This window comes from Streptomyces sp. NPDC040545 (genome assembly GCF_055595065.1).
Genome location: NZ_JBVIWA010000001.1, coordinates 56100 through 68605, shown reverse-complemented (window position 1 = coordinate 68605; position 12506 = coordinate 56100). Strand labels below are relative to the sequence as shown.

Annotated in this window: 15 protein-coding genes; 4 read left to right on the top strand and 11 right to left on the bottom strand. The window is 70.2% G+C overall.

Annotation, left to right across the window (positions count from 1 at the left end; genetic code table 11):
• Nucleotides 1-14 precede the first annotated feature (14 nt).
• The gene (locus ACZ573_RS00355; protein WP_471297353.1) at nucleotides 15-329 is read left to right on the top strand and encodes a hypothetical protein; all 315 of its coding nucleotides are present in this window, start codon (nucleotides 15-17) and stop codon (nucleotides 327-329) included.
• A gap of 43 nt (nucleotides 330-372) precedes the next feature.
• Here ACZ573_RS00355 and ACZ573_RS00350 read toward each other — a convergent pair whose 3' ends face one another.
• From ACZ573_RS00350 to ACZ573_RS00325, 6 genes are all read right to left on the bottom strand, one after another.
• The gene (locus ACZ573_RS00350; RefSeq protein WP_471297351.1) at nucleotides 373-2271 is read right to left on the bottom strand and encodes an SMI1/KNR4 family protein; all 1899 of its coding nucleotides are present in this window, start codon (nucleotides 2269-2271) and stop codon (nucleotides 373-375) included.
• Nucleotides 2272-2394: 123 nt separating this feature from the next.
• Entirely contained in the window at nucleotides 2395-3714 is a 1320-nt protein-coding gene (locus ACZ573_RS00345; protein WP_382543922.1) for a dicarboxylate/amino acid:cation symporter, read from the bottom strand.
• A gap of 371 nt (nucleotides 3715-4085) precedes the next feature.
• On the bottom strand, nucleotides 4086-4358 hold the full coding sequence (locus tag ACZ573_RS00340; RefSeq protein ID WP_471298976.1) for a DUF4229 domain-containing protein: 273 nt from the start codon (nucleotides 4356-4358) through the stop codon (nucleotides 4086-4088).
• A 156-nt stretch (nucleotides 4359-4514) separates the two neighbouring features.
• Nucleotides 4515-5039: a GNAT family N-acetyltransferase gene (locus ACZ573_RS00335; RefSeq protein WP_471297348.1), complete on the bottom strand. Its 525-nt coding sequence runs from the start codon at nucleotides 5037-5039 to the stop codon at nucleotides 4515-4517.
• Between the two features lie 100 nt (nucleotides 5040-5139).
• A complete protein-coding gene (gene mqnE / locus ACZ573_RS00330) occupies nucleotides 5140-6303 on the bottom strand; it encodes an aminofutalosine synthase MqnE (RefSeq protein WP_150258694.1) in 1164 nt (387 codons plus the stop codon).
• A 60-nt stretch (nucleotides 6304-6363) separates the two neighbouring features.
• Nucleotides 6364-6819, bottom strand: a complete 456-nt coding sequence (locus tag ACZ573_RS00325) for an Lrp/AsnC family transcriptional regulator (RefSeq protein ID WP_030009228.1) — start codon at nucleotides 6817-6819, stop codon at nucleotides 6364-6366.
• 123 nt (nucleotides 6820-6942) lie between these two features.
• Here ACZ573_RS00325 and ACZ573_RS00320 point away from each other — a divergent pair, with 123 nt between their 5' ends.
• A complete protein-coding gene (locus ACZ573_RS00320; protein ID WP_471299103.1) occupies nucleotides 6943-7077 on the top strand; it encodes a hypothetical protein in 135 nt (44 codons plus the stop codon).
• Here the strand turns inward: ACZ573_RS00320 and ACZ573_RS00315 are convergent.
• Entirely contained in the window at nucleotides 7074-7763 is a 690-nt protein-coding gene (locus ACZ573_RS00315; RefSeq protein ID WP_301368054.1) for a UbiX family flavin prenyltransferase, read from the bottom strand. The genes ACZ573_RS00320 and ACZ573_RS00315 overlap by 4 nt on opposite strands.
• An 86-nt stretch (nucleotides 7764-7849) precedes the next feature.
• On the opposite strand from ACZ573_RS00315, the gene ACZ573_RS00310 reads away from it, so the two are divergent.
• Nucleotides 7850-8458: a rhomboid family intramembrane serine protease gene (locus tag ACZ573_RS00310; protein ID WP_471297345.1), complete on the top strand. Its 609-nt coding sequence runs from the start codon at nucleotides 7850-7852 to the stop codon at nucleotides 8456-8458.
• A gap of 43 nt (nucleotides 8459-8501) precedes the next feature.
• Here the strand turns inward: ACZ573_RS00310 and mqnP are convergent, their stop codons facing one another.
• From mqnP to ACZ573_RS00295, 3 genes are read right to left on the bottom strand one after another with little or no spacing between them, the layout of a single operon-like run.
• Nucleotides 8502-9425, bottom strand: coding sequence for a menaquinone biosynthesis prenyltransferase MqnP (mqnP, locus tag ACZ573_RS00305; RefSeq protein ID WP_471297343.1), 924 nt, complete (start codon nucleotides 9423-9425; stop codon nucleotides 8502-8504).
• A complete protein-coding gene (locus tag ACZ573_RS00300) occupies nucleotides 9422-9904 on the bottom strand; it encodes a hypothetical protein (RefSeq protein ID WP_471297341.1) in 483 nt (160 codons plus the stop codon). The genes mqnP and ACZ573_RS00300 overlap by 4 nt, the downstream gene beginning before the upstream one ends.
• Nucleotides 9901-11358 carry a menaquinone biosynthesis decarboxylase gene (locus ACZ573_RS00295; protein WP_471297339.1) on the bottom strand — a complete coding sequence of 486 codons (1458 nt, stop codon included), beginning with the start codon at nucleotides 11356-11358 and terminating at the stop codon, nucleotides 9901-9903. The genes ACZ573_RS00300 and ACZ573_RS00295 overlap by 4 nt, the downstream gene beginning before the upstream one ends.
• Before the next feature lie 91 nt (nucleotides 11359-11449).
• Here ACZ573_RS00295 and ACZ573_RS00290 point away from each other — a divergent pair, with 91 nt between their 5' ends.
• Nucleotides 11450-11755 (top strand): PLD nuclease N-terminal domain-containing protein, encoded by a 306-nt coding sequence (locus ACZ573_RS00290; RefSeq protein ID WP_471297337.1) that lies wholly within the window; start codon nucleotides 11450-11452, stop codon nucleotides 11753-11755.
• A 229-nt stretch (nucleotides 11756-11984) separates the two neighbouring features.
• On the opposite strand, the gene ACZ573_RS00285 is transcribed toward ACZ573_RS00290, so the two are convergent.
• Entirely contained in the window at nucleotides 11985-12488 is a 504-nt protein-coding gene (locus tag ACZ573_RS00285) for an SRPBCC domain-containing protein (protein ID WP_471297335.1), read from the bottom strand.
• Nucleotides 12489-12506 lie beyond the last annotated feature (18 nt).

The window sequence follows — 12506 nt, the reverse complement described above, 5'->3', positions numbered from 1 at the left end:
CGGATGAGGCACGGATGAGGCTCCCGCGCGAGAACATCGACCTGCCCGAGGACCGCGGCTGCCTGCAGTGGGTCCTCGGGATACCGCTCGCCCTCTCCTACATCCCCGCGGTGTTCACCTGCTACGTCGCCCTGTCGATCGGGCCGGGGCCCCGCGACGACCTGCTGCGCGAGGACGTCCGCTTCCTGACCGGCTGCTGCCTGGTGCTGTGCCTCACAGGACTGCTGATCACCATCACCCCGCTGTTCCGGCGGACCATGGGCCGGTGGTGGTTCGCCCTGCCGTTCCTGCTGGCGACGGTCGCCTACGTCCGCGCGCAGACGGTCTGACCGCACGAAGGCCGCGGCTCCCCGCCCGCCGGCACGCGGCATGTCACCCGATGCTGACCACGGTGTACGCCTCCCCGTCTCCCGGGGGCCGCGTCCATGAGCGGGTGGTGAAGGTGTGCAGCCGCCCGTTCATGAGCGCGTGGCGCGGCAGTCGGACCCCGAACTCGGCGGTCACGGCCTCCAGCAGCGACCGTTCCGTCTCGGCGGCCTCCGCCCGCGAGCCGAAGAACCGGTCCGGGTCCAGCGCTCCTGGTATCACCCCGGCCCGGCTGATCTCCCCGTCCGCGTACGTGAAGGCGTACTGCTCGGCTCCGCCCTGCGCCATGGAGAGGTGGAAGAAGGGTTCCCCGCGCCGGTTCCGCAGACCGCTCCACACCACCACCGAGCGGGTGCCCGCGGCGGCGGCCGCTGCCGGGGAGACGAACCGCTGCCGGTGGAAATCCGCAGGGCCACGGTCGAAGGCGAAGCTCCACCCGGTGCCGGCCCGGCCGACCACCATGAGGGCCTTGTCGTCGTAGGACGAGAACTCCCGCTGTCCGCCGAACAGTCTCCAGCGCACTTCGGCGGACGTCATGGGAACGCGGAGCGCCGCCTCGTCACCGTCCGCGAGGCGTCCGGGAAGGTCCTCCGGCTCCACGTCTTCGACCAGGACGAACCGGTAGGACGTGAGGTCGTGGCCGGGGTCCGGGTCCGCGAGCCACGCCAGGCCGTCCGGGTCGAGGCCGGCCGTCGGGTCCGGTGCCTCGCCCGTCTGCCCGCCCCTGGGGGTGGACAGCATCTCGCGGCCCCGTTCCGGGGTCAGCAGGGTTCCCAGCAGGGGGTCGGCCACCCACCCCAGCGGCGCCAGGTGGTCGGGGCCCAGCGGCTGCCATGCCGGCAGGGCGTCCAGCAGCGTCCGCCATGCCCCGTCGGTGTCGCCCCACCGCGCCAGCTCCCGTGCCCGCTCGACCGCTTCCCCGAACGGCCCGGCCGCCGTGTACCGGTACGTGCCGGCGCGCACCTGCTCCAGCGTCGCGTAGGCCAGCGACACCACGTCGTCACCGGCTCCCCGCAGGTGGTACTTCAGCGTGGAGTCGTCCCTGGACGAGTGGGCCGCGTGCTCGGCGACCAGCGCCGGCAGCAGCTCGGGCGCGTACAGCGGGTCGGTCACGAGGTCCTCGAAGTGCACCATGTAGGTCTGTCCGAGCAGGCGGCGTATCTGGTCACCGAGCCCGGCGGCCCGCGGTCTGCCGTACTCCTTGGCCTCGTCCAGCGCGTGCACGGCGCGTTCCCCATGGCCGCGCAGCGCCTCCAGCCGGGCCTGCTCCATCAGGGCGTCCAGTTCGCGCGTCGTGTCGTTGGCGAACTCCGGCTCCCCGTCGACCGGGCGTGCGTGCAGGCAGTGGAACTCCCGGTACATGGCCCGCATGAACTCGGCGAAGTTCGCGTGCCGCTCGGGTGCCTCGGCCAGCCAGCTCGCCCACGTGTACACGGCCCACTCGCCGTCCTCGTCCACGTCCTCGGGATCCAGGAGGACGTGCGTGAGGTCGGACTCGACGTCGAGCTGGAGCCCGCGCCGCCAGATGTCCGCATTCCGCCGCGCGTCGGGGCCGGAATCGTCGTCCAGGTACTCCTCGAACATGTCCGCGAGACCGGACTCGTTGTCGTGCCGACGCACGTCCGTGGTCCCCGCCAGCAGCCAGATGAACCCGCCGGCGTGCCGCCACCCGTCGCTGACTTCGAGGAACTCCCGGTACGACGGGGGCATCCGTCGGCCGAGGCGCTCCTCCATGGCCGCGATCCGCTCCTCGGACGCGGGCGGGAACCCCAGCCACCGATCCCGCCGGGCGGCTTCGTCGCCCTCGCTCCGCGTCTCGTCGTCGGGCAGGGAATCCGCCCACTCCCCGCTCCAACGGAGCAGGAACGGGCGCCAGTCGAACCGTGGCGCAGTCGTCTTCGTCATGCTCCCGATGCTGCCATCCGCCGCTGACAGTGCTCCGGGGCGGTGCCTGCCGCGGGCGGGGCGAACGCCGCAGCCCCCGCCCGGTCGGGGGCGGGGGCTGCGGCAAGTGGTGTGCGGTGCGGGTCAGGCCGCGACCGCGACCGGCTCGGCGGCCGGGGCGGGCTCGTCCAGCGGGGAGGCCGAGGCGGAGGCGTAGGCCTCCTTGTCCAGGATCCCCTCGCGGGCCGCGACGATGACCGGGACCAGGGCCTGGCCGGCCACGTTGGTGGCGGTGCGCATCATGTCCAGGATCGGGTCGATCGCCAGCAGCAGGCCGACACCCGCGAGCGGGAGGCCCAGCGTGGACAGGGTCAGCGTCAGCATGACGGTGGCGCCCGTCAGACCGGCCGTGGCGGCGGAGCCGATGACCGAGACGAAGACGATGAGCAGGTACTCCTTGATGCCGAGCTGCACGTCGAAGATCTGCGCGATGAAGATGGCGGCGAGGGCCGGGTAGATCGCGGCGCAGCCGTCCATCTTGGTGGTGGCGCCGAACGGGACGGCGAAGGAGGCGTACTCCTTCGGGACGCCGAGGCGCTCGGTGACCTTCTGGGTGACGGGCATGGTGCCGACCGAGGAGCGGGAGACGAAGGCCAGCTGGATGGCGGGCCAGGCGCCCTTGAAGAACTGGAGCGGGCTGACCTTGGCGACCGTCGCGAGCAGCAGCGGGTAGACCACGAACATCACGAGGGCGCAGCCGATGTAGACGTCGGCGGTGAAGGTCGCGTACTTGCCGATCAGGTCCCAGCCGTACGTGGCGATCGCGGTGCCGATGAGGCCGATGGTGCCGATCGGGGCGAGGCGGATGACCCACCACAGGGCCTTCTGGAGCAGCTCCAGGGCGGACTCGGCGAGGTCGAGGACCGGCTTGGCCTTGGCGCCGATCTGGAGGGCGGCGATTCCGGCGACGACGGCCAGGAAGACGATCTGAAGGACCTTCAGCTCGGTGAACGGCGTGACGATGTCCGTCGGCACGATCCCGGTGAGGAAGTCGATCCAGGAGCCGGTCTTCTTCGGGTCCTTGCCGTCGGCCGCGGTGAGGCCGGTGCCGGAACCGGGGTCGGTCAGCAGGCCGATGGCGATGCCGATGCCGACCGCGATCAGCGAGGTGATCATGAACCAGAGGAGGGTGCGGGAGGCGAGGCGCGCCGCGTTGTTCACCTTCCGCAGGTTGGTGATCGACACCAGGATCGCGAAGAAGACGAGCGGGGCGATGGCCAGCTTCAGCAGCTGGACGAAGATGTCGCCGGTCTTCTCCAGGGTGGTGCCGAGCCAGCTGATGTCCTGGCTGCGGGCTATCCAGCCGAAGAGGACACCGAGGGCGAGACCGGCGACGATCTGGGCCCAGAAGGGGAACTTGAACGAGGCCTTGGCAGGGGCCTGGGGGGTCGCGGACACGGACACTCTCCGGAGGTGGCGCACGAAGACAGGGGGGAAGTACTGCGGCGGTGAAGCGGTGCGGCAGCAGCCAGAAGGGCCGGCCGGGACGGCTGCTGTATCGATTCAGCTCAACAGCAACAGGCCGCGGACGCGCGGCGGCAGAGGTCGACGTGCAGGCGCATCACGAGCGGAAGGCTCGTGATCATGGGGGGCGCAACTGTGGTCAACATGTTGAACACGCTAACACTTCCCCTTTGGGAATCTCAAAGGGGCGCTTTGAGACAGCGGCGCACGAGGCCCTCTTGCGCAGGCCCGGAAAACACCACCGCCCCAGCGTTACGGGCGGTATACCCGGTGCTGGGGCGGTTCGATGTGTGATGAAGCCAACTGTGGCGTTACGAGGCCACCCGTGCCGCGTCGTCCGCCTGGTCCTCCTGGCTGCGGTTCGCGGCGAGCCGCTCCTTCGCACCCGCGACGCGTCCGGAGATCTGCGTGGACATCTCGTCGCGCTGCCTGCGCAGAAGGACGAAGGAGAGGGGGGCGGAGATCACGATGGCGAGCAGCACGACCCAGGCGGCGTTGGCCTCCCCGAGCCCCGCGGGCACCCAGCCGAGCCGGACGAGGCCCGCGACGGCGACGAGGCATCCGACGAAGATGCCCAGGCGCATCGCGGTGTAGCGGATCGTTGCGCTGGTCTTGAGGGACACGGTGACCCCTTCTCTCTCGTCGTGGTCTGCGGCGGCCGGTGCCCGGTGCCCGTCAAGTGAAGCACGCCGGGGTGCGGCCGCGGCCCTCCGGGGTCCGGCCGCGGGCAGCGCCGCGGGTCAGTGCAGCGGCAGCAGCATCGTGATGTCGTCGCGGTCGTCGCCCGGCGCCACCCGGATGGCGCCGGGCACGCGTCCGACCTCCTTGTAGCCGCAGGAGGCGTAGAAGTGCTCCAGGCCGTGACCGCCGCGGCAGCTGAGGCGGATGGCGTCGATGTTCCCGACGGAGCGGGCCGCGGCCTCGGTGGCGGCCATCAGCGCGCGCCCGTACCCCTTGCCCTGATGGCGCGGGTGGACCATCACCGTGTAGGCCCACAGCCAGTGGAGCTGGAGCCGGTGCGTGTTGCGGGTGAGGAAGGCGGTCGCGGCGACCGCCCCGTCCTCGTCGTACCCAAGGACCGGCCGGCAGCTCCCGTCGGCGACGCCGGCGAGGTGGCTGTCGAGCGAGGGGCGGATGTCGTCGGGGGTGACCGGGGGCACGAAGCCCACGGCGCCGCCCGCGTTGGAGACGTCGGCCCACAGCGCCAGGATCCCCTCACGGAGGGGAGGGTCGACGACCGGATCCAGGACGAAAGTAAGAGTCACTGCGCAAGATTACCCATTACTCGATCGGCCCGTCCAGAAAAAGGCGAACCCCGGCCCACGGGCCGGGGTTCGACTCACCGGGAAGCGGTCGGACGAGGCGTCAGACGCGCATCGCCTGCGGGGTCTCGCGCAGGTTCGCGTCCGGACCGGGGTACTCGCGGATGATCTCGTAGCGCGTGTTGCGCTCGACCGGGCGGAAGCCCGCTTCCCGGATCAGCTCCAGCAGATCGTCACGGCCCAGCTTGTTCGGGGTGCCGTAGTTGTCCGCGTCGTGCGTGATCTTGTATTCGACGACCGAGCCGTCCATGTCGTCCGCGCCGTGCTGCAGCGCGAGCTGGGCGGTCTGCACACCGTGCATCACCCAGAAGACCTTGACGTGCGGCACGTTGTCGAAGAGCAGTCGCGAGACGGCGAAGGTCTTCAGCGCCTCGGCGCCGGTCGCCATCGTCGTACGCGCCTGGAGCTTGTTGCGTACCTTGCCGTCCTGCATGTCCACGAAGTCGTGCTGGTACCGCAGCGGGATGAAGACCTGGAAACCGCCGGTCTCGTCCTGGAGCTCGCGCAGGCGCAGCACGTGGTCCACGCGGTGGCGCGGCTCCTCGATGTGCCCGTAGAGCATGGTCGAGGGGGTCTTGAGACCCTTCTCGTGCGCGAGCCGGTGGATGCGCGACCAGTCTTCCCAGTGGGTGCGGTGGTCGACGATGTGCTGCCGGACCTCCCAGTCGAAGATCTCCGCGCCGCCGCCCGTGAGCGACTCCAGACCGGCCTCGATCAGCTCGTCGAGGATGTCGGAGGCCGACATCCCCGAGATCGTCTCGAAGTGGTGGATCTCGGTCGCCGTGAACGCCTTCAGCGAGACGTTCGGCAGCGCCTTCTTCAGCTCGGAGAGCGAGCGCGGGTAGTAGCGCCACGGCAGGTTCGGGTGCAGGCCGTTGACGATGTGCAGCTCGGTGAGGTTGTCGTTCTCCATGGCCTTGGCCAGGCGCACGGCCTCCTCGATGCGCATCGTGTACGCGTCCTTCTCGCCCGGCTTGCGCTGGAACGAGCAGTACGCGCACGAGGCGGTGCACACGTTCGTCATGTTGAGGTGCCGGTTGACGTTGAAGTGGACGACGTCACCGTTCTTGCGCGTGCGCACCTCGTGGGCGAGGCCACCGAGCCAGGCCAGGTCGTCCGACTCGTAGAGGGCGATACCGTCCTCACGGGTCAGCCGCTCGCCGGAGCGGACCTTCTCCTCCAGCTCACGCTTGAGCCCAGCGTCCATGTGCCGGTCGCCTCCTCTAGATGCCTCTGCCTGTCCTGCGAACCCTGGCCAACCGTACTCTCAGGCTTCCTCGGGAAGTTCCCCGACCCGGTTCTCCCACTTCGTGGAGAGCACGATGGTCGTGCGGGTGCGCGATACGCCCTTGGTTCCGGAGAGCTTGCGAATGATCTTCTCCAGGCCGTCCACGTCGTTGGCGCGCACCTTCAGCATGAAGGAGTCGTCGCCCGCGATGAACCAGCAGTCCTCGATCTCCGCGAGGTCGCGCAGCCGCCGGGCCACGTCCTCGTGGTCCGCGGCGTCGGAGAGCGAGATGCCGATCAGCGCCGTGACGCCGAGGCCGAGCGAGGCGGAGTCGACCGTCGCGCGGTAGCCGGTGATGACGCCGGCCGTCTCCAGCCGGTTGATGCGGTCGGTGACGCTGGGGCCGGAGAGGCCCACGAGACGGCCCAGCTCCGCGTACGAGGCACGACCGTTCTCCCGGAGTGCCTGGATGAGCTGCCTGTCCACCGTGTCCATTTACGTGGAGCCTTCCATTATTCGGCGATCCTGCAAGTCTAGGTATAGAATCTAAGGCACACAGGGTCAACACCCTGTGAAATCTTTCAGCTGATCAATGACGATCTTCAGGAGTGGTTCACCGTGTTCACGATCGAGATGGCCTACGCACACATGCGGGAGCTCCAGGAGCTGGCCAACCGATCCCGTGCCCACCAGCCCGCCGCCGCCCACCGCGTCGACAAGGCCCGCAAGCCGCTCGGCCGCAAGAAGGCCTAGTCACCGGCGCTTGCCTCCCGGGGAGTACGGGAGCCTCCCAGCTCCCCCTCCCAACGGCGGTACAGCCGGTGCGGCACACCTGCCGCGTCCAGCACCCGCCCCGCGACGAAGTCCACCAGATCCTGGATGTGCGTCGCACCCGTATAGAACGCCGGAGAGGCGGGCAGCACGATCGCGCCCGCCTCGTCCAGCGCCACCAGATGGCGCAGCGTCTGCCCGTTCAGCGGGGTCTCCCGCACCGCGACCACCAGCCGGCGCCGTTCCTTGAGCGTCACGCTCGCCACGCGCTGGAGCAGGTCCTTCGACAGTCCGAGCGCCACCCCGGCCACACAGGCCGTGGACGCGGGGACGATGAGCATCCCCTTGACCGGATACGAGCCCGAACTCGGGCCCGCCGCCAGGTCCCCCGCACCCCAGTACCGGACGTCGTCCAGCTCCGGCCGTGCGAAGGTCTCGGGCTTCCCGTCGGCCCCGCGCCCCAGCCACTCGCCCAGGTCCTCGCGCCAGTGCGCGTCACGGAAGGCGATTCCGGTCTCGTCCAGCAGCGTGAGGCGCGAGGCGCGGCTCACCACCAGGTCGACACTCTCCCCCGCGGCCAGCAGCCCGCGGAGCACCGCCGCCGCGTACGGCGTCCCGGACGCTCCGGAAACCCCGACCACCCACGGGGTGCGCTTGCGCTCAGTCATACCTCCGAGACTATCCGGCCACCACCGATGGGCACTCAGTAAGGTGTCGAGACGTTCCCGTGACGGGACGCTACGAGGGGGCGAAGATGAGCACGACGGTGGAACCGGCCTGGACGCAGACCGACCGGGCCAAGGCTGCGGCCAAGCTGATGCTGGGCTGGGTGGCCCTGCTGTGGGCCCTGGAGGCCGTCGATCACCTCACCGGCCACGCCCTCGACCAGTACGGGATCGTCGCCCGCGACCCCGACAGCCTGACCGGCGTCGTCTCCGCGGCCTTCCTCCACTTCGGCTTCGACCACGTCGCCTCCAACAGCGTCCCGCTGCTGGTCCTCGGCTTCGTGGCGGCCCTGTCCGGGATCCGCCGCTTCCTCGCGGTGTGCGGCCTGATCGTGCTGGGCGACGGCCTCGGCACCTGGCTGATATCCCCGTCCGGCACGCTGACGCTGGGCGCCTCCGGCGTCGTCTTCGGCCTCTTCGGCTACCTTCTCGTGCGCGGCTTCGTCGAGCGCAAGGTGCTGGGCGTGGCGGTGGCCGTGGGCGTGACCGCTGTCTGGGGCACCTCGATCTTCGTCGGCATCCTCCCGACGAACACGGGCGTCAGCTGGCAGGGCCACCTGTGCGGCCTGGTGACGGGCATCGTGACGGCCCTGTACTTCCGCCGCCCGGCCCGTCGGCAGCCCGCCCTCACCGGCTGAGGCAGCTAGTGCTGTGACCGGGAAGGTTCACCGGGTCACAGCACTAGAGGGTCAGGCCTCGAACCGCCAGGTCGGCCAGCGCGCACACGAACAGGGCGATCCCGATGAAGCCGTTGACCGTGAAGAAGGCGCGGTTCAGGCGGGACAGGTCGTGCGGCTTCACGATCGTGTGCTCGTAGAAGAAGGCGACGACGACGATCGCCAGGCCCACCCAGAACAGCGCGCCCGCGTCGGTGGCCAGCGCGTACCAAGCCAGCAGGGCCGTGGTCACGACGTGCGCGCCGCGCGCGCCCCAGAGGGCGGCCGGGACGCCGAAGCGGGCCGGGACGGACTTGACGCCGTCCGCGCGGTCCGAGGCCACGTCCTGGGAGGCGAAGATCAGGTCGAAGCCGCCGATCCACACGCCCACCGCCAGGCCCAGGATCACCGCGTCCCAGGACCACTCGCCGGTGACGGCCAGCCAGGCCCCGATCGGCCCTATGGCCTGGGCCAGGCCCAGGATGGCGTGCGGGAAGTTCGTGAAACGCTTGCCGTACGGATAGACCACCATCGGGATCACCGCGACGGGCGCCAGCATCAGGCACAGCGGGTTCAGCAGCGCCGCGGAGCCGAGGAATACCAGGAGCGCGATCCCCGCCCCGGTCCAGGCCGCGCGGACCGACACCGCGCCGGTGACCAGCTCACGGCCGGCCGTACGGGGGTTACGGGCGTCGATCTCGCGGTCGATGATCCGGTTGGCGGCCATCGCGAAGGTCCGCAGCCCCACCATGCAGATGGTGACGAGCAGCAGTACGCCCCAGTGGATGCGCCGGTCGAGCTGGAACATGGCGGTGAACGCCGCGATGTAGGCGAAGGGCAGCGCGAAGACCGAGTGCTCGATCAGCACGAGCCTCAGGAACGCCTTGACCTTGCCGGTCGGCTGCGGCGCCGGGTCCCGCCCGATCACCTCGTCGGCGGTCGTCATCATGCGAGGGCTCTCCGGAATTCTTCGAGGTCGGCCAGCAGGCTCGCGCGGTTGATCGTGCCCGTCTCCAGGGAGACCGTCGGCGCCCCTTCGGGCTCGGGCGGGGTGGCGTGCACCGTGAACACGTAGCCCTCGCCCGTGCGGGGGTCGGTGTTCGGGCGGCCGTCGAGCCGCAGCACCGCGCCGGCCTCGACGGTGAACGCCTCACCGGTGCCCAGCGCGGCCTGCAGCCGCTCCGCGAAGTCGTCGGCCTCGGCGTCGCGCAGGCCGGGCAGCTCGAAGCCGCCGTCGCACTCGAAGCTGTCGTCCAGCACCAGGGCCCACACGTTGCCCGGGCCCGCGAACTCCTCGGCGGAGACGCCCGCCTGCTCGGCGGCAGCCCGGACCCCCGGGTCCGCCGGGTCGAGCCGCGGGCGCATGAGGAGCATGAACGTCGTGTCCCCGCCGATGAACAGCGCCGGTCCGCCGAAGTCGGAACTCACAGGCCGTACTCCTTCCAGCGGCGGTCCACCAGGGCGGCGGTGGCCGGGTCGGACTCGACCATGTCGGGCCAGCCGCCGTCGCGGGTGTAGCCCTCCTCGGGCAGTTTCTTGGTGGCGTCGATACCCGCCTTGCCTCCCCAGAACTGCTGGTACGAGGCGTGGTCCAGGTGGTCCACCGGTCCCTCGACGACGGTGAGGTCGCGCGAGTAGTCGGTGTTGCCGAGGGCTCGCCAGGAGACCTCGTGCAGGTCGTGGACGTCGCAGTCCTTGTCGACCACGATGATCAGCTTGGTCAGCGACATCATGTGCGCGCCCCAGATGGCGTGCATGACCTTCTGGGCGTGCTTCGGGTACTTCTTGTCGATCGAGACGATCGCGCAGTTGTGGAAGCCGCCCGATTCCGGGAGGTGGTAGTCCACGATGTCCGGCACGATGATCTTGAGCAGGGGCAGGAAGAACCGCTCCGTCGCGCGGCCGAGCGGGCCGTCCTCGGTCGGCGGCCGGCCGACGACGATCGACTGGATGAGCGGACGCCTGCGCATCGTCACGCAGTCGATCTTCAGGGCCGGGAAGGGCTCCTGCGGGGTGTAGAAGCCGGTGTGGTCGCCGAAGGGACCCTCCGGGAGCATCTCGCCGGGCTCCAGCCAGCCCTCGATCACGACCTCCGCGTTGGCCGGGACCTGGAGGGGGACCGTCTTGCAGTCGACCATCTCGATCCGCTTGCCCGCGACGAAGCCGGCGAAGAGGTACTCGTCGATGTCGCCCGGCAGCGGCGCGGTGGACGCGTACGTCACCGCGGGCGGGCAGCCGAAGGCGATCGCGACCGGCAGCCGCTCGCCCTTCGCCGCGGCGACGGCGTAGTGGTTGCGGCTGTCCTTGTGGATCTGCCAGTGCATGCCGATGGTGCGCTTGTCGTGGCGCTGGAGCCGGTAGAGGCCGAGGTTGCGGACGCCGGTCTCGGGGTGCTTGGTGTGGGTCAGGCCGAGGTTGAAGAAGTCGCCGCCGTCCTTGGGCCAGGTGAAGAGGGCCGGGAGCTGGTCGAGGTCCACGTCGTCGCCGGTGAGGACGACCTCCTGGACGGGCGCGGATTCGCCCTTCACCTTCTTCGGCGGCACGTGCACCATCGAGCCGAGCTTGCCGAAGGCCTCGCGGACCCCGATGAAGCCCTGCGGGAGCTCCGGCTTCAGCAGCCCGCCGATCTTCTCGCTGATCTCGCCGTACGACTTGAGGCCGAGGGCCTTCAGGAGGCGGCGGTCGGTGCCGAAGACGTTCATGGCCAGCGGCATCGCCGAGCCCCTGACGTTCTCGAAGAGGAGCGCCGGGCCCCCCGCCTTGTTCACTCTGTCGACGATCTCCCCGACCTCCAGGTACGGGTCGACTTCGGCCTTGATGCGCTTGAGGTCGCCCTCCCGCTCCAGAGCCCGGAGCAGCGAGCGGAGATCGTCGTAAGCCATAGGGGTCAGTATCCGTCACCAACTACCCTGGAGGCGTCACCGGGGCCCTGACGCGGGCCCCCCGTCACTGACTGGGAGTCGGTCCCACACCGTGCTGCGCTATCTGCCGTTCCTGCTGATCCTCGCGCTGACCATCTACGCCTTCATCGACTGCCTGAACACTCCGGAGCCGGAGGTCAAGCACCTCCCCAAGGTGGTCTGGGTGATCATCATCCTGCTCTTCTCCATCGTGGGGCCGGTCGTATGGCTGTTCGCGGGCAAGGACCGGGCGGCCCCGGGCGGGGGCCGCGCGCGCCGGACGCAGTGGGTGGCGCCCGACGACAACCCGGAGTTCCTGAAGTCGCTGCGCGACGAGCAGGAGAAGAAGGACAGGGACCAGGACAAGGGCCAGGGCTAGGCCGGATCCTTCGTCCAGCGCGCCCACGGCAGCACGCGGCCTTCTCGGTACCGGCGCAGGTGACCTCCAGGGAGCCTGCGGTCAGGGTCCACACCTGCTCGCGGCCCACGGAGTGCTCGGGGCCTGGCTGTCGGCGGGCATGGCCACGTGCCGGCTGCTGAGCTCGGAGCTGGGTCGTGCGCGCCAGCCTTCCACGGGGAGGGCGGACTGCGCCCGGTGGGGTGACCCCTCAGGCGCGGGCGAGGGAGGCGTAGGCCTCCCGCAGGGCCGCCCAGCGGGTGTCCGTCCAGGCGGACCAGTCCGCCGGCTGCCCGGCCAGGGCGGAGTCCAGCAGCTCGAAGTGTTCGTGCCAGCCCGCCAGGCAGTCCAGGCGCTCGTCCTCCGGCCCGCCCCGCTCGTTCACGAACCGGATCACGGTCGAATCGGTCCCGACGGGCTCCAGGTGGAAGCGGATCCGCCCGTGCTCGGTGACCGTGTATTCGGCGACCCGCTCCACGTCCCAGGCGGTGACCCGCCCGGTCACCACGGCCCCGGTGTTCAGCCAGCGCAGCGTGATCGCCCCGCCGAGCCTGCGCTCCAGGACGTCCGCCGCCGCCAGCCAGCCGCGCAGCCCGTCCGGCGTGGTCAGGGCGGGCCACAGGGCCTCGTAGGCGTGCGGCAGGTGCAGCTCGAAGCGGAGCAGCCAGTGGTCCTCGCCGCGCTGCTCGCTGGTGGCATGGCTCACGAGAGTCATGCCACCAGCGTCCCACTC

What these genes read in the sequence shown, in the direction of transcription:
- ACZ573_RS00295 (WP_471297339.1), bottom strand. Translation starts at nt 11,358, where the DNA reads ATGGCTTACGACGATCTCCGCTCGCTGCTCCGGGCTCTGGAGCGGGAG.
- ACZ573_RS00355 (WP_471297353.1), top strand. Translation starts at nt 15, where the DNA reads ATGAGGCTCCCGCGCGAGAACATCGACCTGCCCGAGGACCGCGGCTGC.
- ACZ573_RS00315 (WP_301368054.1), bottom strand. Translation starts at nt 7,763, where the DNA reads ATGACTGAGCGCAAGCGCACCCCGTGGGTGGTCGGGGTTTCCGGAGCG.
- ACZ573_RS00310 (WP_471297345.1), top strand. Translation starts at nt 7,850, where the DNA reads ATGAGCACGACGGTGGAACCGGCCTGGACGCAGACCGACCGGGCCAAG.
- ACZ573_RS00325 (WP_030009228.1), bottom strand. Translation starts at nt 6,819, where the DNA reads ATGGACACGGTGGACAGGCAGCTCATCCAGGCACTCCGGGAGAACGGT.
- ACZ573_RS00285 (WP_471297335.1), bottom strand. Translation starts at nt 12,488, where the DNA reads ATGACTCTCGTGAGCCATGCCACCAGCGAGCAGCGCGGCGAGGACCAC.
- ACZ573_RS00350 (WP_471297351.1), bottom strand. Translation starts at nt 2,271, where the DNA reads ATGACGAAGACGACTGCGCCACGGTTCGACTGGCGCCCGTTCCTGCTC.
- mqnP (WP_471297343.1), bottom strand. Translation starts at nt 9,425, where the DNA reads ATGATGACGACCGCCGACGAGGTGATCGGGCGGGACCCGGCGCCGCAG.
- mqnE (WP_150258694.1), bottom strand. Translation starts at nt 6,303, where the DNA reads ATGGACGCTGGGCTCAAGCGTGAGCTGGAGGAGAAGGTCCGCTCCGGC.
- ACZ573_RS00340 (WP_471298976.1), bottom strand. Translation starts at nt 4,358, where the DNA reads ATGCGCCTGGGCATCTTCGTCGGATGCCTCGTCGCCGTCGCGGGCCTC.